The organism is Microbacterium sp. Y356, assembly GCF_059445355.1.
Genome location: NZ_JCAIUE010000001.1, coordinates 2,681,559 through 2,701,145, shown reverse-complemented (window position 1 = coordinate 2,701,145; position 19,587 = coordinate 2,681,559). Strand labels below are relative to the sequence as shown.

Genomic DNA, 19,587 nt, shown 5'->3' with positions numbered 1-19,587 from the left:
TCTATATTGACATCTATCGATACCGAGTGCAAACATGCTGAGGAGGGTTTACCTGCTCGATATGTTTTGAGCCGATCATTCCGATGCAGCGATCCCGCTGCAGTTTCAGAAAAGCAAGGACGAGAAGATGACCCAGCCCAAAACGGTTCTGTTCATTTGCAAGCACAACGCGGGTCGGTCGCAGTTGGGTGCTCACCTGCTTGCACACGTAGGGGATGAGCGGCTTGTCGCCACGAGCGCCGGCATCAGTCCGTCTGAGGTTATCAACCCCGTCATCGCCGCATCGCTGCACGAACTCGGCATCGACACATCGGCGGCGCAACCGCGGCTGGTTACCCCCGAGGACCTCCAGACGGCGGATGTCGTGGTGCTGATGAAACCAGGACTCCCCCTCCCTGGCCCTGTGCGTGGAGAACTCGTGGAGTGGTCTTTCCCTGACCCATCGAACTGGGAAGCCGACGGCGTGCGCGAACTCCGTGACGCCATCGACGAGCAGGTTCGCACGCTTGCCGTCCGCCTGGCCGGCTGATCCGCCCGTCAGCTCGCAGCATCCACAACGCGCTCTGCGGGCAGTAGGACCACAGCAGAGTAGACTCTCTCGTAACGGTAAAGTTAGAGGTTGCGTGAGTTCACAAATTAAAAAGGAAGCAGCGAGACGGCGAACGATTGCGGTGATCTCTCACCCAGACGCCGGTAAGTCAACGCTGACCGAGTCGCTCCTGCTCCATGCCAGTGCCGTCACCCAAGCAGGTGCCGTCCACGGAAAGTCAACCCGAACCTCCACCGTCTCCGATTGGATGGAGATCGAGAAGGACCGCGGGATCTCGATTTCATCCGCGGCGATCCAGTTCACCGTCGATGACGTCGTATTCAATCTGGTGGACACCCCCGGGCACGCAGACTTCTCAGAGGACACCTATCGCGTACTTGCCGCCGTAGATGCGGCAATCATGCTCATCGACGCTTCAAAGGGCATGGAAGCGCAGACCATTCGCCTGTTCGAGGTCTGCGCTCAACGTAACCTGCCGATCATCGTCATGATCAACAAGTGGGATCGTCCCGGCCGCGCCGTGCTTGATCTGCTCGACGAGCTCACCACGCTGACCGGCCGCCAGCCGATGCCAGTGAACTGGCCCGTCGGTGACGCTGGATATTTTCAAGGCCTCATGGATGTCGCCACGAGGGACCTTCTTGTGTTCGACAGCGATGGCAGCGGCGCGCATGTGCCCCTCGTTCAGCGTGTCCCCGAACACGACGCTGCCGACGTCGGAGATGCATGGCATGCCGCGGTCGAGGAGGCCGACCTCGTGGCACTCGATGGCGGCGAGTACAGCCGGGAGAGCTTTCTCGAGCTTTCAGGAATGCCGGTATTTTTTGGTGCCGCGGTGCGACACATCGGAGTCGGCGAGCTTCTCCGTTTCATCCATGACCACGCGCCGTCAGCAGCGCCACGGACGTCCACCGAGGGCCTCCTGCACCCGGTCGATGGTGGCTTCTCAGCCCAGGTGTTCAAGGTGCAGGCCAGTATGGACCGCGCGCACCGCGACCGTGTCGCATTCGTGCGGATCTGCTCGGGACAGTTCACACGCGGGATGGTCACCTCTCACGCGCAGAGCGGCCGCACGTTCGCCACGAAGTATGCCCAGCAGATGTTCGGCCGCGAGCGCGAAACGGTCGACACCGCATGGCCCGGCGACATCGTCGGACTCGTCAACGCCACCCTGCTCCATCCTGGTGACACTCTCTACTCGACCGACCGTGTGGAGTACGTCGGGATGTCAACATTCACCCCTGAACTGTTTGCTCTCGTCACCCCCGCTGACACCAGCGCGGTCAAAAAATTCCGCAAGGGGCTGACGCAACTCGCAGAGGAAGGTGTGGTCCAACTCCTCGTATCTGAACGACGCGGACCGCAGACACCGGTGGTCGGCGCCGTAGGGCAGATGCAGTTCGAAGTCCTCACCTCAAGGATGCTCAGCGACTTCGGCGTCGAGATCCGAGTTTCTCCCCTCCCCTATACGCTCGCGTGTCCCACCGACTCCGCGACCGCTGCTGTGTTGCAAGATCGCCGGGACTGCGAGGTGGTCGCCCGCAGAGACGACCACCTGATCCTGTTCGGCGATGAATGGCGGCTTCGCGCCCTCCTGCGCGAACTTCCCGACCTAAACCTCGAAACGCCCAGACAGCGCGCGGCGACACATCGCGTCTCGGGGGCCCGTGGATAGCGGAATCGTGGACATGTCGGACGCGACGATGCACATCGGCGAGCTGGCTGAACGGACCGGCCTGTCGTTACGTACCATCCGCCATTACGACGAGATCGGGTTGCTCAAGCCGTCCGGCCGCACCGAGGGCGGCTTCCGCCTCTTCACCCAGCCAGATCTTGAGCGGCTGCTGCTGATTCGCCGGATGAAGCCGCTCGGTTTCACTCTGCAGGACATGGCCGATCTGCTTCGAATCATGGATGCCAGGACCACAGCGAACGACAATGACCCGGACGTCGCAGACAAGCTCGCTGAGTATCTAATAGAGGCCCACGAGCGACGAGAAACGCTGCGCGGAAAACTAGAGATGGCAGACGATTTCGTCGCCAGGCTCGAACGCCTCTAGTTTCCTGCGAGTGACGTCAGTGAGTGAGAACTGGCGAGTTCCTCGCGCCGGTCAGCCGACGGCGACCGGACGGGCTCCGATCTGGAGGACGGCAGGGGCGGCGCAGCAGCTTCCACTGGCGCTGTCGTCGAAGTCACCTGAACCACCGCACACTCCGGTGTCGGGGAGGACGAGTTCATTGCGCCCGGCGGCTTCATGGTCGCCGGCGAGGTGGGCTGTGACGCTGCGCACCTGCTCGAAACCCGTCAACGCAAGGAAGGTCGGGGCTCGACCGTAACTCTTCACGCCAACGATGAAGAAGCCATGTTCGGGCTGGGCAAGCTGACGCGCGCCTGTCGCCGAGACTGAACCGCAGGAATGGATGTTCGGGTCGATATCCGCCGCAATACCGGCAACGGCATCCAGAGCGGGATCGAGATCGATCCGCAGTTCCCGCAGCATCTCCGTGTCTGGCCGGAATCCGGTCAGAGCGAAGACGTGAGCGACGTCGGTGACCTTTCGACCATCCTCAGAGAGGACGGTGACTGCCGCGCCGTCTCGCTGAGACTCGGCCACACGGAACTCGGCCACACGGAACCCGGTAACGAGATCTACGAGACCCTCGTCGATCACCTTGCGCGCGCGCGATCCGAGAGCGGCGCGTTCAGGAAGATCATCCCCGACTCCCCCGCCGAAGACATTGGTCGCGCTCCCGCGGCGCAGCATCCACGTGACACGCGTACCGGGTGCGCGGCGAACCAGTTCGCTCAGTCGCAACACGGCATGGATGGCGGAGTGACCGGCACCCACGACAGCGACGTGCGAGCCCGCGAACTCCGACACGTCATCAGGGATGCGGTAGGAGACGACATCCGCGGCCGCAGCTTCACCAATCGCGGGGAGGCCATCGGCGCCCGCCGGATTCGGCAGCGTCCAGGTGCCGCTTGCATCGATGACCGCTCGTGCGTTGATCCGCGACTCATTGCCCCTCTGATCCACCGTGTGCACGACGAAAGGCTGGTCCTTCCTACCACCATCGACGACCTTGTCGCGCCCCTGCCGAGATACCCCGGTCACGGTCGTGGCGTACGTCACCCGCTCACCGAGCGCATCGGCGAGAGGTGCGAGGTAGTCGCTGACCCATTCCGTCCCGGTCGGATAGCCAGAGGTCGGCGCGGTCCAGCCGGTTGGTTCGAGCAGACGCCGCGCGGCCGCATCGGTCAGCTCTGACCACGCCGAGAAGAGCCGAACATGCCCCCAGTCCGACACCGCAGCCGCTGGGCCGTCCCCGCGTTCGACAACGACCACGTGCACATCGCGTTCAGCAAGGTGCGCCGCTGCAGCAAGCCCCTGCGGGCCCGCACCGATGACGACAACAGGTAGTTCGGACATGACTTCTCCTCGAATTGAAAAACTTCAATACGAATAGACTCGACCACCTATCGAAGAATGTCAATACGTGCGAGGATGTACGCGTGAGCCTGCCAACGACCATCGAAGCGACCGCCTGCTGCGTGCCGCGCATCACTTCCTCGCTCACTGCCGAGGAAGCGGAGCGCACCGCACAGGTCTTCAAAGCACTCGGCGATCCGACGCGCGTGCGGCTGCTGTCACTGATTTCCGCCGGCGCCGGCGGCGAGGCGTGCATCTGCGATCTCACCGAGCCGGTCGGCCTCTCACAGGGCACGGTTTCACATCACATGAAGCTTCTCACCGATGCCGGCCTCGTCACTCGAGAGCAGCGCGGAAAGTGGGCGTACTTCGCCCTCAACGACGGCGCGCTGGACGCGGCCGCCGACGCCCTTCGCGCGGTATGACCGTGATCGATGCCCCACCCCGTCAGGGTGGACGATTGGCCGCGCTCTCCGTGGGTCAGGTCATCAGCTGGGGCATCCTGTTCTACGCGCTCATCGTCGCTTCCCCTGCCATCGCAGATGACACCGGTTGGTCGGTCATCTTCGTCACTCTGTCGTTCTCTGCAGGCCTCATCGTCTCCGCCGGAGCCGGAGTGTTCGTCGGGCGATGGCTCGACGAGCGAGGTCCGCGCCTGATCATGACCGTGGGCAGTGTCGTCGGCCCGGTGGGCCTTGTCGTCGTCGCACTCGCCCCGAACCTGTTCGTCTTCACAGTTGGGTGGATGATCGCAGGCGCCGCCCAGGCGGCAGTGCTCTACCAGGCCGCATTCACGGTGATCGCCCGTCGATACCGTGCGCGCCGACGGGGAGCCATGACGATCCTGACTCTGGCCGGCGGACTCGCATCCACCGTATTCGCGCCCGTTGTCGCCGGCCTGTTGAGCATCACCGACTGGCGCTCGATGTTCCTGATCCTCGCCGCTTTCCTACTTGTCACCACTGTGCCGCTGCACTGGTTCAGTCTCGAGCGCACCTGGATGTCGGTTGCGCACGACAACGTCGCGCAACCACACACGGTGAGCACCGTTATCCGCACCCGACAATTCTGGATGCTGGAAATCTCGATGCTCGCCCTGACCGCAGCCCTCCTCAGCGTCACCCTCGCGCTCATCCCCTTGTTCACGGAGAAGGGCCTGACCTACGAACTCGCTGCCTGGGCGCTCGGCCTGCTCGGTGCAGGCCAGGTCATCGGACGGCTGCTCTACGTCGCGATTCCGCACACTGCCGCGCCCTGGATACCGCTGGCTGCCACCGCAGCCCTCAGCATTGTCTTTCTCGGACTACTCGCGCTCGTCCCGGGCCCGCCCTGGCTCCTCATCGTCATCGGTGTCGCTGCGGGGGCGGTGAGGGGCGCACAAACACTCGTGCAAGGTTCCGCTGTTGCAGATCGTTGGGGCACGCAAAACTACGGTGCCATCAACGGTGTGTTTGCCGCCCCCATCACCCTCATGGGAGCGTTCGGTCCTGCCCTCGGTCCACTCCTTGCGGCCGCAACGGGCTCGTACTCGGCGATGGCTCTGATTGCCGTCGCGCTGGCAGCCCTCTCGCTCGCCTTCGCTCGATCCTCTTGAGGCCCCGTTAGGCTTGCCCGCATGCACCGTGCCCTCGTTTTCTCACGGTGTTGAGGAGCAGGTAATGGCCCAGAATCCACGCGACGAGTCGCCCCAGCGCCGAATCGGCGCGTTCCGACGCCGCAGCGCCCCCGCATCGAATGGCGAAGCGGAGACGACCAGACGCATCCGCTACCTCGAGGACGGCCACCTGATTCCCGCGCCGCGTGACACGACAGTCGACGCAGCCGTGGAGTTCGCCCAGGGTGCAACGGACCGAACCGCACTTCTCCTCTACCCCCATCCGACACCAGACGACATCACCGAACTCGCGGAATCTTGGCAGTTGCACCCACTGCTGGTGGAGGATCTCCTGCACGCCGGCCAGCGTCCGAAGCTGGAACGCTTCGGCGATGCGCTCTTCTTCGTCGTGCGCTCCGCCTGGTACATCGATGCCGAAGAGGACGTGGACTTCGCGGAGTTTCACATTCTGGTGCGCCCGCAGACCGTCGCGATCTTCTGCCAGGACGGCCGCTGGATCGACGGTACTGACGCCGACGCCGTCTCGGGCGCAGTCGATCGGGGCGAACAGGCCTTCCTTGGCAACCAGCAGTTCCTGCACCTCGGTCCTGAGGCCGTGGTCTATCGCCTGCTGGACGCGATCGTCGATGGTTACGGGCCGGTGCTGCGCGGCCTCGAGATCGACATGGAGCAGATCGAGCGACAGGTCTTCAGCGGCGATGCCAGCGTCACCGAGCGCATCTACCGGTTGAGTCAAGAGGTCATCGATCTTCGCCAGGCGACCTCCGGAATGACCGAAGTGCTGCACTCCCTGCGGGACGGATTCGATCGCTACCGGATCCCGGAGACCCTGCAGACCTACCTCCAGGACGTTGCGGATCATCTGAGCCGAGTCGACACCAGGGTCAGTGAGGTGCGCGAATCGCTGGCACAGATCCTGACCGTGAACTCGACGCTGGTCGCACAGCGACAGAACGAAGACATGAAGAAGATCTCCGGATGGGCCGCGATTCTGTTCGCGCCCACCCTGATCGGCGCGATCTATGGCATGAACTTTGATTTCATGCCGGAACTGCACTGGACGTTCGGCTACCCGCTCGCGGTCGGCGCGATGCTCGCCCTCGCGCTGGTGCTGTACGTCATCTTCAAGCGCCAGAAGTGGATGTGACCGCCGAACGTGCGCTGTATCGAGTCACAGCGGCGAGCGCGTTGTCGAGGTCGGCGATGAGGTCATCGACGCTTTCGATCCCCACGGAGAATCGGATGAGACCGTCGGCGATGCCGAGCTTCGCGCGCATCTCCGGCGTGAAGGATACATGGGTGGTGGATGCCGGATGCAGCGCCATCGAGCGCACATCGCCGATGTTCGTCATCCGGCTGAACACCCGCAAGCTATCGATGAACACCTCAGCGGCCGCAGCGCCACCACGAACGGTCGCCGCGAACACCGACCCGGGCCTGCCGTTGAGAGTGCGCTGCGCGATCTCGTGCTGCGGGTGACCAGGTAGACCCGCGTAATCGACGCTCTCGATAGCCGGATGCTCGGCAAGCCATCGGGCGATCGCCACGGAGTTTGACACGTGCCGTTCCATGCGCAGCGACAGCGTCTCGATCCCCTGCTGCAGCAGAAATCCGTGCAGCGGAGACATGGCGGGACCCAGATCATTCACGATCCCGCCGCGGAGGTACAGCTCATAGGCGTGACGCCCGTACGTCTCCAGCAGAGACGGCTTGCCCGGCGCCACTGGGTCGGTGATCCCTGGGTACGACCGACCGGATCCGGCCCAGTCGAAGGTGCCGCCGTCGACAATGATCCCGGAGACTGCAGCGCCGTGGCCGGAGAGAAACTTCGTTCCGGAGTGCACGACGATGTGCGCACCCTGTTCCAGCGGGCGCACGAGATAGGGCGTGCCGATGGTGTTGTCCACGATGAGCGGGATTCCGTGGCGAGCAGCCACCCTCGCCACGGCCGCGATGTCGATCACATCGTTCCTCGGATTCGGGATCGTCTCGGTGAAGATCGCCTTCGTGTCCGGGCCGATCGCGGCATCCCATTCCGCCTCGTCTGTGGGATCCCAGACGTAGTCCACCTCAACGCCGAATCGGGCGAATGTGCGAGCGAACAGGATGCGGGTGCCGCTGTAGATGCTCGCTGTGGAGACGAACCGCTCACCCTGTGCGGCAATCCCGAGAATCGCCGCACAGATGGCTGCCTGCCCTGACGCGACGGTGATGGCCCCCGCACCGCCCTCGAGCGAGGCTATCCTTCGCTCGGCGACGGCGTTGGTCGGATTCTGATTTCGCGAGTAGATCAGACCGAGATCCTCGCCACTGAATCGGCTGGTGCTCTCGTCGAACGAGTCGAAGCGGAAGGCTGCGCTGAGGTAGATCGGGGCGATGCGTGCACCGTGGTTCGCCTCGTCAGTTTCACCGGCATGCACCTGACGAGTGTCAAAACCGAACCCGTCCCACTCGTACACGGGTGCAAGCACCTCGTGCGTCGGGGAATCAGAAGGGGTGCGATCGCTCATTGCTCAGACGCTAGACATCTTCTCGCTCCCGCGCCTCTTTACTGTCATGAGACGTCACAGAATCCGTCTGCGCTCGGCAGGGGCGGGCCGTTTCATGCCCGCGTCAGGATGCAACCAGTGCGTCCTGCTCTGCCAGCAGTGCACCCAGTCGGCGCGCGATGCTACGAGGACCGGAAACTGTCGCAGAGGCCTCGACCTCGGGGTTGTAGTTCGTGTTCGTGTTGACGTCGTAGGTGACGAGGCGTCCGTCGGTGGATTCGATGAACTCGATACCGGCGATCTCGATCCCGGCATCCTGCAGGAAGGCGCGATACTGCTGGACGAGCGGATGCTGCGCGTCAACATCCTCGCGGATGCGGAAGAGCGGCTCAGGCAGGATGCCATCCGATCCGGGGATCGCGCAGGCCTCTGCCGGGCACAGCTCGAAGCTGCCGGCGCTGGTGTCGACGCGGACGGCGTAGACGAACTCGCCGGCGGCGAACTCAACCCGTGTGATGAACGGTTCCCGTGCGTCTAGGTACTCCTGCAGCAGGGTGATGCCGTCCGGCGACGGCTCGAATTGCGCACCATCCACCCACGCGTCGAACTCATCGTGGCTGTCGAAGCGGCGCACTCCTAGGCCTTTGCCACCCTGGTTGTGCTTGCTGATGAAGGGCACCGGCAACTCGCCCGCACGGCTCTTCAAGTCCGCTGTGCCGAACACAGCGATCGTGCGGGGAACCTCGATGCCAGCCCTGCGCAGGGCCGCATGCTGGGCCACCTTGCTGACCTCGAGCTCCAGCACCCGGCTCCCGTTGACGACCGTGCGCCCCGAGGCTTCCAGCCACTGAAGCACGGCCCGACCATACTCCTTCGAGTCGGCGTGATCGCGTGTGTGCGCAGAAGCACTGAGCCTCGACCAGAACACGCCGTGAGGTGGTTCGGCAGACAGATCAATGGAGCCGTCCGTGAGCAGCCATTCCTGCGCAGGGACGCCTTCCGCCTCGAAGGCGGCGGCGAACGGAGGGAACCATTCGGCGTTCTCGTGGATCACGTAGACACGGGGCGCATTGCTCATAGCGCCAACGTATGCCAGCGCACGGGTGCGAGGGCTGCTGGCGTGACACGACGTCACAAAAGACGGATCTCGACGCCACCAAGTAAATCGGCCCCGACGAGCGACGCGCCATGCCCGCCCAGGTTCGCGTCGTCGCCGTCACCGTCACCGCTGATCTGCTGGGCGGCCTGCGTTCTTGAAATCACCTGATCTGGTGTCTACCTCAGCGCCTGCCGCCGCCGACGTTCACGATCATCAGATCCTCGCCGACGATCGTCTTTCCCGAGAAGCTGCGGCCCGCTCGGGCGAACTCGTGCGGCCTCAGGTCGCCCGGCGACAAGTGGTTGAGGACGAGGGTGCGCACGCCGGCCTCCTCAGCGATCAGGCCCACGTCCTCGATGCTCGTGTGTGCACCAAGGATGTGCTGCAGCAGGGCCTCCTGCGCGGGAGTCCGAGGCTCTGGGAATAGCGCCTCGTAGGCTTGCCGCGAGATCACTTCGTGGACCAGGACGTCAGCGCCCTGCGCCAGCTTCACGAGATTCGGTGTCGGGCTGGTGTCGCCGGAGAACACCGCAGATCCGTCAGCGGTGTCGAATCGGAACGCGAATGCGGGGAACGACGGGGCGTGCGCCACCAGGATCGCGGACACCTCGACGCGGTCATCGGAGTAGATCAGGATCGGGTCCATGTCGGGCGTCGGGTTGCCGTTGGGGTCGGCGGTCAACTCTGCCGGCAGCGCGATATCACTCGCTTCCCACAGTTCGTGCGGAACAGGGCGTCGGTTATCGCGTGCGCGATCGTTGAAGTCGGTCGCGAAGGCGGCGACGAGCGACTCGAACATCGCCTGGGTGCCCGGCGTCGGGTTGTCGGGGTTGACCACCTGCGGCGGCGGGGCGTCACCGGCAAGCGAGTGCAGCGTCCCGCGATCACCCGGTCCGAGGAGCTTGATCGGCCGATCTGCCTCCACTGTGCCGTTGAAGAGGCCCACCGTCAAAAGTTCGGGAAGCCCCGCGATGTGGTCGGAGTGCTGGTGAGTGAGGAACACCGCCCGCAGTTGGTTGAGCGGGTCCCGCCCTTCCCGCCCCTGGCTGCCCAGGCCGGCCTTGGCTGCTTGCCGCAGCACGCCGGCCCCAGCATCCACCAGGTAATAGCGGTCGCCCACGACGATGGCGGAAGCGGGCTCGGCGCGCGGCTCGTTGTCGTAATAGGTCGGGCCGCCGTTGGTGCCGAGCAGCACGATGTGGGTTCGCTCTGCACGCCGCCGCGAGTGGATGCTGGTGCTCGCTGCAGTCGCCGGACCGGCGCCCAGAACGCCGATTCCAGCGGCGGCCATCGCGCCGAGGCCCCCGCCGAGCACGGCGCGGCGACTGATGGAATCAGCGGACGGGGTGGTTGCAGCGCACATTTGCGGTCTCCTGTCTGGGGCCGCAACGTTGCGGCATCCTCGCCCGATCGTATCCGTGCGCTGGCGAGAGGCCAGATATTGGCGACGAGATTGTCGCGAAATATTGACCCACGCGCCCACCAAGAATCCCGGAACCAACGAAGAATCACCACGAAACGCCCTCACCACCAAGAACTCTTCACGCTCGGTGACCTACCCGGGGTCCCCCGCGCTGCCGCTCGCAAAGCTCTGCGAGCGTAAGGCGCGCAGCGGTCTGCCGCCCATCAATTTTGGGGCATCGCCGACCCGGCGCCCCAAATGTGGGAAAACCCACTACCGCGGCACACACAAGGACCCGCGATCCCTTGTGAACACTGGGATCGCAGGCCATTCCTCATAGACGCGACGGCGGGAGTCGAACCCGCAACGCCCTCAGGTATGAACTGAAGCCCGAGACCACCCCGGAGTCGCCGCGATGACTTCGACGTTACCCGAGCGTGACATTTCTGGCCAGGGTCGCACCCTGAGATTTACCTATGTGTCACTCAATGACGACATGTTTCGCGAAGGGTTTGCGGATGCCACTCAACTCGGTTGCCGCGATGCCGCTGCCGGGGCGTCCAACGCTCGCAGCACCCGCTGGAGCGATTCACGCAGCTCTGCGCGCTCCGGTTCCGGAAAATCGGTGGTGTAGTCGACGCCCGCCGGGATCCACAGCATCCCGTACAGCGCTTCCCGCCAATCGGATCCGCCGATGGGCCATCGAGTGTGCGTCGCATCCTCGACGGTCGCGCCCCGCGCCCAGATACCGAAGTGTTCATCCATCTCAGCGAGCGACAGATCCAAAACGACGTCGGCCTCAACTTTCTGCGGAGACCACGACGAGGCGATCAGGATTCGCTCGGCGACTTCCTCCTCGGAAATCTCACGCGGGCTGAACAGCACCCTGGTGTGTTCGACGGCGCCGATCCGGTCGACCCGGAACGTTCGCCAGTCGTCTCGGTCAAGGTCCCAGCACAACAGATACCAGTTGCGGCCCGCCGAGGAGAGGGCATGGGGCTCCACTCGCCGGACGCTCTCGGTTCCGGCGTGATCGACATAATTCATTCGCACTCGTTCAGCATCCCGCGATGCGAGAGCGAGCTCACCGAGCACGGTCGGCGACACCATCGGAGCATCTCCGATGCGTGCCGGCTGCACGGATGCGGCGAGCGCATTGACTCTCCTGCGCAGCGCGGACGGAAGCACCTGCTCCAGCTTCGCGAGGGCCGTGAGGGTGACCTCCGGCCCGCCCACCAATTGCTGCGTCGCTGCCACGCGCAATCCGATCGCCATGGTGACGGCCTCGTCGTCGGTGAGCAGGAGTGGAGGCACGGCACTGCCCGCCTCCAGGCGATACCCACCAGCCACGCCCGGGGTGGATTCAACGCGGTAGCCGAGGTCTCTGAGTCGGTCGACGTCGCGACGGACGGTGCGCTCAGTCACGCCGAGACGCGCGGCGAGCTCGGTACCAGGCCAGTGCCGATGCGTCTGCAGCAGGTTGAGCAGAGAGAGTGCGCGGGAGGTGGTGTCCGACATGTCCCCAGATTGCCAGAGAATGCGGACAGGATCTGTCCGCATCGGTTCTCTCGCAGCAGCTGAGCACAGCGGGTGCGGCGTCCGGGCGTATGCCGGGGCCGCACCCGCGTGCCTAGACTGGAGGGATGAAGTTGCCGCCCATCCTCGTGTATTCCGTGCTGCGACTGCTGGCGTTCCTCGTGCCGCTGGCGATCATGTGGTTATTCCCGATCATGCGCGAGCTCTGGTGGCTCACCGCCATCTTCGCCGCGCTGATCGGCATGAGCATCTCGATCTTGTTCCTGCGCAAGCCACTTTCAGGCGCGTCGGCGGGGATGCATGAGCGCCGCGAGGCACGTGACGCGGCAGGCAAACGGAGCGCTGCCGCACAGGATGCTGACGCCGAGGATGCCGTGCTCGACAACACCACGGACGGCGCAGCGAATGACTCCACAGACGGAACGCCGATCCAGGATCAGAACCGGAGCTGAGACTCAGCCGGCAAATGCCCAGTACAGCGCGCCAGCGTAGATCAGCGCGGTGAGCGACGTGAGGCCGAGAGCGACGACGAGCTCACGCGCCTGCCGGTATGACCACACGATGATGATCGCCGGGATGCCTGCAAGCAGAGCCATCAGCGCGAGCCACGCGATCGGGTACAGCAGCGCGATGAAGCTCGACAGTACGAACGGCACAACCATGAACACGGTATAGACGACCTGCGTCGCGCGGCGGCCGATCAGCACAGTCAACGTGCGTTTTCCGACCTCACGGTCCTGGTCGATGTCGCGCAGGTTATTGGCGAGCAGCACACCGCAGGCGAAGAGCCCCATGGCGATCGCGCCGAGCCAGGCCTCATCGGGCAGATGGAACGCCTGCACCCACGTGGTGCCGAGCGTTGCGACGAGTCCGAAGAAAACGAACACGAAGACTTCGCCGAGGCCGAAGTATCCGTAGGGGCGCTTGCCGCCGGTGTAGAACCACGCCGCGACGATGCATGCGGCGCCGACCGCCAGCATCCACCACTGGCCGGTGCGGATCACGATCGTGAGCCCCACAATGGCGGCGAGCGCGAAGAACACCAGGCCGATGATGAGTACTGAGCGCGGCTTGACGCGGCCGGAAGCGGTCAGGCGGGCCGGGCCCACCCGGTGCGCATCAGTCCCGCGGATGCCGTCGCTGTAGTCGTTCGTGAAGTTCACGCCGATTTGCAGCAGCACAGCAACGGCGAGGCAGGCCAGCGCGATGACCCAGTGCAACTCGCGTTCGACCAGTTGTGCAGCGCCGGTGCCGACGACGACCGGAGCGATCGCAAGAGGCAGGGTACGCAGGCGCGCAGCGCCGATCCAGTCGCGTGCAGTGATCGGAGGAGCCTCGACGATGGGCCGCCTGGCGGGGTTTCCGCTGGTACGAACCGGCTTCCGGCTGGGTGCTGACGTCTTGCGCTTCGAGGATGCTGCCACGATACGAAATCCTAGTTCGGGTTGCTGTCCTTGCCGTCCAGCCACAGCATGTCTGTCGCATCCGCATGCGTGCCACCTGATCCGACATGCTTGGCGCTGATCTGCGGCCCCTTCGTGATGACATGAACGAGCGCCATCGCATGACCTTGGCCGAGCGCGTAGTCCTCTTTCAGCCAGGCAACGATCGGCGTCGCCTTGGTGGTTGCGTCGAAACCCTTCTCGCTCGCGAGGGCGATGAACTGGCGGGGTGTGAGCCCGGTCTTGGTCTCGATGTTGTCGAGGTAGGACTGGAATGACATGGCGCTCCTTCAGGGGGTTTGAGTGGTCAGTCGACGAATGTCTGAATCATGGTGGCAGACGCATGGATGCAGAGGATGCGCAGCATCCCCGTGCCGCTGTTTGTGAAGCCGTGCACGACGAACGGTGCGACGGTCGCGGTGTCACCGGCGACTGCAGTGAGCGTCTCGCCTGCGCGCGTGATCTGCACCTCGCCCTCAAGGACGATCCACGTCTCCGAGTAAGGATGCCAATGAAGCGCCGCACCCTCGCCGGGCTGGTTCTCCACGAAGAAGTACGAGATGTCCGCGTCGTGTTCGGCGCCGACGAACTTCCGAGTCTTTCCGGCGCCCACACGCAGCGCATCGGCGGTGACGACACCGGCGCGGGGCGAGTTGCTGTTCATGCCTCCACTCTCGACGGATCGCGCCGGGTCTCCTAGAGTTTCGATGTGAGTCGAAACTTCGTGGATTTCCACCTCAGTCCCGGCGACATCCAAGCGGTGCGCTTTGGCGTCTCCCCCGGCCACGAACTCGCGCACGCTGTGCGCATCCTGCTGCGGCCAGAACAGCATCCGCTGATGTGGGGATGGCTGCGCGATGCGCGTGGGCGACTCCCCCGCGACGCCTTCGCCCTGCTCACCCAGGTGATCGGCAGCGAGGGCTACCTCCCAGACTTCCTCACCACAACGCCGCGGTGGGATCTGACACCGACCGACGAAGTAGCCGCCATGCGCGTGGCAGACCTCGCCCCGATGCGCGTCGACCTCGACAAGATGATCCTGCGTTCGTCCGGCGAGCGGCAGCAGCTTTTGCGTGCCATGAGCGCCGACCCCCGGCGTGCGCGTGAGCAGATCGCGGATGCCTGGGAAGAAGTATGGGCAGCGTCTCTCGAGCCAGTATGGACGCAGTTGGAGCGGATGCTGCGCGCAGACATCTCGGTCCGCTCCCGCACGATCGCCACTGACGGACTGGCCTCGATGGCGGCCGGATTGGATCCGAAGGTGAGCTGGGGCGACGGCGCGGTGCGCGTCGAGATGCGCGTGCACAGCGAGCAGGTCGACTGCCGCGGAAGCGGACTCGTACTGGTGCCGTCTGTGATGTCGTCATGGGGATGCATGGTGCTCACCGAGCCGCCGGCGCAGCCCACGCTGTTCTACCCCGCACGCGGTGTCACCGCCGGATGGGCGCGCGATCCAGCATCCACAGCAGATGCACTCAGCGCGCTGATCGGCCCTGCCCGCGCCGACATCCTGCTCGCCGCGCACGCCGCGCGCACCACTTCACAGGTCGCCGTCGACACCGGTGTCGCAGTGTCGACGGCATCCCATCACCTCACGGTGCTGCGCGAGTGCGGACTCATCGCAAGCGAACGCGAGGGCAACCGGATGCTGCACACCCGAACGCCACTCGGCGAAGCGATGATCGGCGCGGTGCTCTGACCCTCGTTCTACTCACTGACGGCGATCGGCCGGTGCTCGTAGTAGGTCTGCAACACGACTGTCGTTCGCGTACTGACGTTGGCGACCAGGCGCACCTCGCCCACCAACTGCTCCAGTGCACGCGGCGACGCCACCCGCACGAACAACATGTAGCTCGCGTTGCCCGCGATCGAATGGCACGCTTCGATCTCGGCGATGGGCTCCAGCAGTTCGGGTGCGTTGTCCGGCTGGGCAGGGTCCAGAGGCGTGATCTCGATGAATGCCGCCAGCGGTTTGCCCAGCGCCTCCGGGTCGAGTATCGGCCGGTAGCCAGTGATGACGCCACGGGATTCAAGCCTGCGCAGTCGTGACTGCACAGCGGAACTCGAAAGCCCGACGGCCTCCGAGAGCTGCGCCAGCGTGGCCCGCGCATCATGCGAGATCTCGGTGATGATCCGACGGTCGACAGCATCTTCCATAAGTGAAAGAATATCGGTCAAACATGTCTTTCACCGTAAACATTCCGTCTATCTTGCGATCGGAGGTCCCGATGTCTACAACTCCCGCCCAACTCAACGCCATCATCGGCGAACCCGAGGTCGTCGAGGATGCCCGCGCCGCCGAAACTTCTGCGGCTTGGCTGCAGCTGAAGGATTCCGCAATCGCGCTTCGCGAACTGCAGGTGAAAGACGGATCTGTTCCTGTTTCTCAGGAGGCGGCCCACGCGCACGTCGGGGCGATCGCCGCCGGCATCCGGGCGCTGACTCCTGCCTTCCCGCACGATGCGGAGTACCTTGCCGCATCCCTCTCCGACTTCGAGCGGTGGGCGGCCGAGGGATTCGGCGTGCCTGACTTCCTCGACTCGCTCGTGGCGTTCCAGCCGCAGCAGCATCGTGTCGACGGCATCCGCCACCTCGTCATCTTCCCGATGTACACGCAGAACGGGTCGCCGGATCGCCTAGTGGAGGCGCTGATCGTCGAGACCATCTGGCCCGAGTTCATCGCCGAACTCGAGGCCGGCGACTACGGCAACAAGCTGTTCGTCTCGTTGCGGCTGATCGATTTCACCCCCGGCTACGACACGAACTCGGCCGTGCTGTTCCCCGAGACCGTTGCGATGCGGGAGATTCCCACCTTCACCTGGGGCGCGATCTTCCAAGACCGCGAGGCTGCGCGTTACCGGCGTGTGGTGCGCGCGGCATCCGAGATCACCAAGCTCGACCTGCCTGAGGACGCGGCGCGGATGCTGGATGACCAGGATCTCGCTGAGAAGACCTTCGTGATGTGGGACCTCATTCACGACCGCACGCACATGCGCGGCGACCTGCCGTTCGACCCGTTCATGATCAAGCAGCGGATGCCGTACTTCCTGTACTCGTTGGAAGAGCTGCGCTGCGACCTGACCGCGTTTCGGGAGTCGGTGGCGATTCAGAAGCGACTCTCCTCGAGAGACGACTTGTCATCGGTCGAGCAGCAGATGCGCGAGCACGCTTCTCTCGTGCAGTATGCCGTGATCTTCGACCGGATCTTCCGCTTCGCGATCACGGGCTCGCGCGTGCGCAACTACGACGGGCTCGGCGGACAGCTGTTGTTCGCGTGGCTGCATCAGCGCGGCGTCCTGCACTGGACCGACACGCAACTCACCTTCGACTGGCCCGAGGTACCGGATGCCGTGATCGCGCTCGGCGATGCGATCGACGAGTTGTACTGGCGTTCGATCGACAGGCCGAAGTCCGCGCACTGGCTGGCGGCGTACGAGCTGGTTCGTTCGACATTGACTCCGCATCCGGCATCCGTCTGGGCTCGCGGGCTGCCTGACGAAGTGCTCTCCGGCCTGCCTCGGGAGTACACGGATGCCGTGCTGGACGACGAGTTCCCGCTGTCGATGTTCTTCGAAGCCCTGGAGAAGAAGATGCGGCCTGTGATCGAGTCGACGGCGGGGATTCGTGGGTCTGATGGCTGAATACGGCGTACGGCTTCTTCGGAGAAGTGCAGCATCCTCGGACGTTTCGCCTCAATTCGTCCGAACTACGCGTACATCTCCGAGGTTCGCGCTCGGTGGTGAGCGATGACTGCGGCAGGTCGCGCGGTTCTGCTCGCTGGCGCGACGAGCACGGCGGGCCTTGCGGTGACCAGGGCTCTGGTCTCAGCCGGCGCCCGAGTCATCGCGACCGGGCGTTCGGACGAACGGCTGGCACCACTACGGGATGCCGGCGCTGAGGTCGAGGTCTCCGATGCGACGTCACTTGCCTCAATGACCGAGCTTGCCGCGCGCCTCGGACCGATCGACGGAATCATCCCCCTCGTCGGCGGGTGGCGCGGCGGCGGCGGCCTTGCGGGGCAGACCGATGAGGACTTCGAGGCGCTGCTCCCCGCGCTCCAGGCCGTGCGGGCGACGAGTCGCGCATTCGACGAGGCGCTGCGGGTGTCCTCGGCCGGGCGCTTCGCGATCGTGTCATCCACAGCGGTCGCGCGGCCTCTGGCAGGAGGAGCGAACTACGCCGCGGTGAAGGCCGCGAGCGAGGCGTGGAGCCGGGCTGTCGCCCAGGGATTCGCGAAGACCGCTCGGGAGGCCGGCGAGCCGCTGCGCGCGGCATCCGTCGTGTTCCGAGCCAAAGCACTCGACCCCGAAGCGCTTGCGCTGGCAATCGTCGAGCTGTGGGACGCCGATGCCGCCGAGCTCAACGACCAGGTGATCGATCTGGACTGAGGCACCCGACGTGCGGCCCACGTGTTGCGGGTGTCGGAGGGTGTTACGGATGTCGGATGAAATCGGTCGATTCCTCCGACATTCGCAACAGGCTCCGACGGATGTCGCAGTCCAAGCCTGTGGGCGGAGCTCACTGACGAGGTTCGGGGAATGCCGGCGGGATGCCGCGCACGGGCGGCCCCGCATCGGCGATGCCGCCGTCGGCACCTTCCCCCGCAGCATCCTCATCGATGACCTGCGGCGGAGCCTCCTCGTAGAGCAGCGTGAGCTTGCGATACGAGCGGGTGAGGAACGCAAGCAGGGCGGCGACGACCATGATGAGACCTGCGAAGAGGCAGATGAGGGCGATGCCGCGTGCTTCGCCCTCGCCGAGGAGCCAGCCCCACTGCGCCTGGCCTGCGGGCGTCTTCATATACGGGATGATGAGGAACTCCGCGATCGGAGCAATCAGGAACGCTGTGATCGGAGCGGCTGCCGCTTCCATGGCCGCGGCAACGCCGAACACTCGACCCTGTCGCTTGAACGGAACCACCTTCTGGATCACGGTCTGCTCGGCGGCCTCGACCGGCGGCACCAGCGCCATGTACAGCCAGATGCCGACGACATACAGCGGCCACCACTCGCGCAGCATGAAGACGGCGCCGAGCAGACCCATGGCAATGACGACGAGCAGCATCGTGCGCACAGGCCGCTTCCCCAACCCGAACTTCGCCACCAGCGCGCCGCCGATGAGGAAGCCGGTCGAGGCGAATGCCAGCGCGAAGCCCCACTCCTGCGCGGAGAACAGGGTGAGCCCGTACGGGTCCATCAGCGCCATGTATACGCCGCCGATGAAGTTGTTGAACATCGAGAAGATGATCAGGGCGAACAAGCCCGGCGCGAGCCTTATCGCCTGCACGCTGCCCCGGAAGTCCAAGGCACTGGAGGCATTCGGATCGGGCTGCGGCTTGCCCTCGGGAATGCGAATGAACAGCAGATGGACGAAGGTGATCGCCATTGCGACGATCGCGATCACGAGCGTCCACCCCATACCGAGGAATCCGATCGAGAGGCCGGAGAAGACACTCGTCACCAGGAATGCGATGCCCTGCACCGTGCCGACGAGCCCGTTCGCGTTCACCCGCCTCTCCTCGACCACGAGCAGAGTCACCGTCGTCGACAGGGCGATGTTGCGCAGCTGCTCGATCACGCCACCGAACAGGATGATCCCCGAGAACAGCCAGAACCAGGGCCCGCCGAGGTCGAGCAGGGCGCTCTCGGGCTGCCAGAGATAAAGCATGCCTGCGAGGAGGAAGGCGATCGCCGAGATGACGCTGGAGAGCACCATCACGGTGTGCTTGCGATTGCGGTCGACGATCGTGCCGAAGACCATCGCGAAGAACGCGACGAACAGCATGTAGGCGCCGCCGATGATGCCTGTCGCCAGCACCGACTGCGTCTCGATGTACACCCAGAAGGTCAGCGCGAACCAGAGGAAGCTCGTCGTCACGTTCGCGATGAGGGTGTTCACGAGCACGTTGATGAACGCCCGCTTCGCACCCGGGCTCCCGGGGCTCGCGTGCTGAGCACTCTCTCGGATGACCCCCGCAGAATCTGCAGTCTCGCTCACGAGAAAAGCGTAGCGAGGACGACCGA

The 19,587-nt window shown here is 64.6% G+C and carries 21 protein-coding genes; 10 read left to right on the top strand and 11 right to left on the bottom strand.

What is annotated here, in order from left to right:
• Positions 1-127: 127 nt before the first annotated feature.
• The 3 genes from AC1C2Q_RS12920 (at position 128) to AC1C2Q_RS12910 (ending at position 2,610) form a co-directional block, all read left to right on the top strand.
• On the top strand, positions 128-529 hold the full coding sequence (locus AC1C2Q_RS12920) for an arsenate-mycothiol transferase ArsC (RefSeq protein ID WP_495450439.1): 402 nt from the start codon (positions 128-130) through the stop codon (positions 527-529).
• Between the two features lie 94 nt (positions 530-623).
• The gene (locus AC1C2Q_RS12915) at positions 624-2,225 is read left to right on the top strand and encodes a peptide chain release factor 3 (RefSeq protein ID WP_495450438.1); all 1,602 of its coding nucleotides are present in this window, start codon (positions 624-626) and stop codon (positions 2,223-2,225) included.
• A gap of 13 nt (positions 2,226-2,238) precedes the next feature.
• Positions 2,239-2,610: a MerR family transcriptional regulator gene (locus AC1C2Q_RS12910; RefSeq protein WP_495450437.1), complete on the top strand. Its 372-nt coding sequence runs from the start codon at positions 2,239-2,241 to the stop codon at positions 2,608-2,610.
• 51 nt (positions 2,611-2,661) lie between these two features.
• Here AC1C2Q_RS12910 and AC1C2Q_RS12905 read toward each other — a convergent pair whose 3' ends face one another.
• Complete coding sequence (locus tag AC1C2Q_RS12905) at positions 2,662-3,981, bottom strand: FAD-dependent oxidoreductase (protein ID WP_495450436.1); 1,320 nt, start codon at positions 3,979-3,981, stop codon at positions 2,662-2,664.
• A gap of 83 nt (positions 3,982-4,064) precedes the next feature.
• Between AC1C2Q_RS12905 and AC1C2Q_RS12900 the strand changes: the two genes are divergently transcribed.
• From AC1C2Q_RS12900 to AC1C2Q_RS12890, 3 genes are all read left to right on the top strand, one after another.
• Positions 4,065-4,406, top strand: coding sequence for an ArsR/SmtB family transcription factor (locus AC1C2Q_RS12900; protein WP_495431488.1), 342 nt, complete (start codon positions 4,065-4,067; stop codon positions 4,404-4,406).
• Positions 4,403-5,575, top strand: coding sequence for an MFS transporter (locus tag AC1C2Q_RS12895; protein ID WP_495450435.1), 1,173 nt, complete (start codon positions 4,403-4,405; stop codon positions 5,573-5,575). Before AC1C2Q_RS12900 ends, AC1C2Q_RS12895 begins: the two co-directional genes overlap by 4 nt.
• 64 nt (positions 5,576-5,639) lie before the next feature.
• The gene (locus tag AC1C2Q_RS12890; RefSeq protein ID WP_495450434.1) at positions 5,640-6,743 is read left to right on the top strand and encodes a magnesium and cobalt transport protein CorA; all 1,104 of its coding nucleotides are present in this window, start codon (positions 5,640-5,642) and stop codon (positions 6,741-6,743) included.
• Here AC1C2Q_RS12890 and AC1C2Q_RS12885 read toward each other — a convergent pair.
• From AC1C2Q_RS12885 to AC1C2Q_RS12865, 5 genes are all read right to left on the bottom strand, one after another.
• On the bottom strand, positions 6,721-8,106 hold the full coding sequence (locus tag AC1C2Q_RS12885) for an O-acetylhomoserine aminocarboxypropyltransferase/cysteine synthase family protein (protein WP_495450433.1): 1,386 nt from the start codon (positions 8,104-8,106) through the stop codon (positions 6,721-6,723). The genes AC1C2Q_RS12890 and AC1C2Q_RS12885 overlap by 23 nt on opposite strands.
• A gap of 103 nt (positions 8,107-8,209) precedes the next feature.
• Positions 8,210-9,163 (bottom strand): ATP-grasp domain-containing protein, encoded by a 954-nt coding sequence (locus AC1C2Q_RS12880; protein ID WP_495450432.1) that lies wholly within the window; start codon positions 9,161-9,163, stop codon positions 8,210-8,212.
• 53 nt (positions 9,164-9,216) lie between these two features.
• The gene (locus AC1C2Q_RS12875) at positions 9,217-9,348 is read right to left on the bottom strand and encodes a hypothetical protein (RefSeq protein WP_495450431.1); all 132 of its coding nucleotides are present in this window, start codon (positions 9,346-9,348) and stop codon (positions 9,217-9,219) included.
• Positions 9,349-9,365: 17 nt separating this feature from the next.
• Positions 9,366-10,547 carry an MBL fold metallo-hydrolase gene (locus AC1C2Q_RS12870; protein ID WP_495450430.1) on the bottom strand — a complete coding sequence of 394 codons (1,182 nt, stop codon included), beginning with the start codon at positions 10,545-10,547 and terminating at the stop codon, positions 9,366-9,368.
• 564 nt (positions 10,548-11,111) lie between these two features.
• Positions 11,112-12,104, bottom strand: coding sequence for a helix-turn-helix transcriptional regulator (locus AC1C2Q_RS12865; protein ID WP_495450429.1), 993 nt, complete (start codon positions 12,102-12,104; stop codon positions 11,112-11,114).
• 125 nt (positions 12,105-12,229) lie between these two features.
• On the opposite strand from AC1C2Q_RS12865, the gene AC1C2Q_RS12860 reads away from it, so the two are divergent.
• Positions 12,230-12,574 (top strand): DUF4229 domain-containing protein, encoded by a 345-nt coding sequence (locus AC1C2Q_RS12860; protein ID WP_495450428.1) that lies wholly within the window; start codon positions 12,230-12,232, stop codon positions 12,572-12,574.
• A 3-nt stretch (positions 12,575-12,577) separates the two neighbouring features.
• On the opposite strand, the gene AC1C2Q_RS12855 is transcribed toward AC1C2Q_RS12860, so the two are convergent.
• Genes AC1C2Q_RS12855 through AC1C2Q_RS12845 form a run of 3 tightly spaced genes read right to left on the bottom strand, consistent with a single transcriptional unit; the run spans position 12,578 to position 14,228 of the window.
• Entirely contained in the window at positions 12,578-13,546 is a 969-nt protein-coding gene (locus AC1C2Q_RS12855) for a 1,4-dihydroxy-2-naphthoate polyprenyltransferase (protein WP_495431481.1), read from the bottom strand.
• Positions 13,547-13,557: 11 nt separating this feature from the next.
• Entirely contained in the window at positions 13,558-13,845 is a 288-nt protein-coding gene (locus AC1C2Q_RS12850; protein WP_495450427.1) for a DUF4287 domain-containing protein, read from the bottom strand.
• A gap of 26 nt (positions 13,846-13,871) precedes the next feature.
• Positions 13,872-14,228, bottom strand: a complete 357-nt coding sequence (locus AC1C2Q_RS12845) for a cupin domain-containing protein (protein ID WP_495450426.1) — start codon at positions 14,226-14,228, stop codon at positions 13,872-13,874.
• Between the two features lie 45 nt (positions 14,229-14,273).
• On the opposite strand from AC1C2Q_RS12845, the gene AC1C2Q_RS12840 reads away from it, so the two are divergent.
• The gene (locus AC1C2Q_RS12840; RefSeq protein ID WP_495450425.1) at positions 14,274-15,263 is read left to right on the top strand and encodes an ArsR/SmtB family transcription factor; all 990 of its coding nucleotides are present in this window, start codon (positions 14,274-14,276) and stop codon (positions 15,261-15,263) included.
• Between the two features lie 8 nt (positions 15,264-15,271).
• Here AC1C2Q_RS12840 and AC1C2Q_RS12835 read toward each other — a convergent pair whose 3' ends face one another.
• On the bottom strand, positions 15,272-15,721 hold the full coding sequence (locus tag AC1C2Q_RS12835) for an Lrp/AsnC family transcriptional regulator (RefSeq protein ID WP_495450424.1): 450 nt from the start codon (positions 15,719-15,721) through the stop codon (positions 15,272-15,274).
• Positions 15,722-15,792: 71 nt separating this feature from the next.
• On the opposite strand from AC1C2Q_RS12835, the gene AC1C2Q_RS12830 reads away from it, so the two are divergent.
• A complete protein-coding gene (locus AC1C2Q_RS12830; protein WP_495450423.1) occupies positions 15,793-17,205 on the top strand; it encodes a DUF6421 family protein in 1,413 nt (470 codons plus the stop codon).
• A gap of 105 nt (positions 17,206-17,310) precedes the next feature.
• Positions 17,311-17,952 (top strand): SDR family oxidoreductase, encoded by a 642-nt coding sequence (locus AC1C2Q_RS12825; protein ID WP_495450422.1) that lies wholly within the window; start codon positions 17,311-17,313, stop codon positions 17,950-17,952.
• 130 nt (positions 17,953-18,082) lie between these two features.
• Here AC1C2Q_RS12825 and AC1C2Q_RS12820 read toward each other — a convergent pair whose 3' ends face one another.
• A complete protein-coding gene (locus AC1C2Q_RS12820) occupies positions 18,083-19,561 on the bottom strand; it encodes an MFS transporter (RefSeq protein ID WP_495450421.1) in 1,479 nt (492 codons plus the stop codon).
• Positions 19,562-19,587 lie beyond the last annotated feature (26 nt).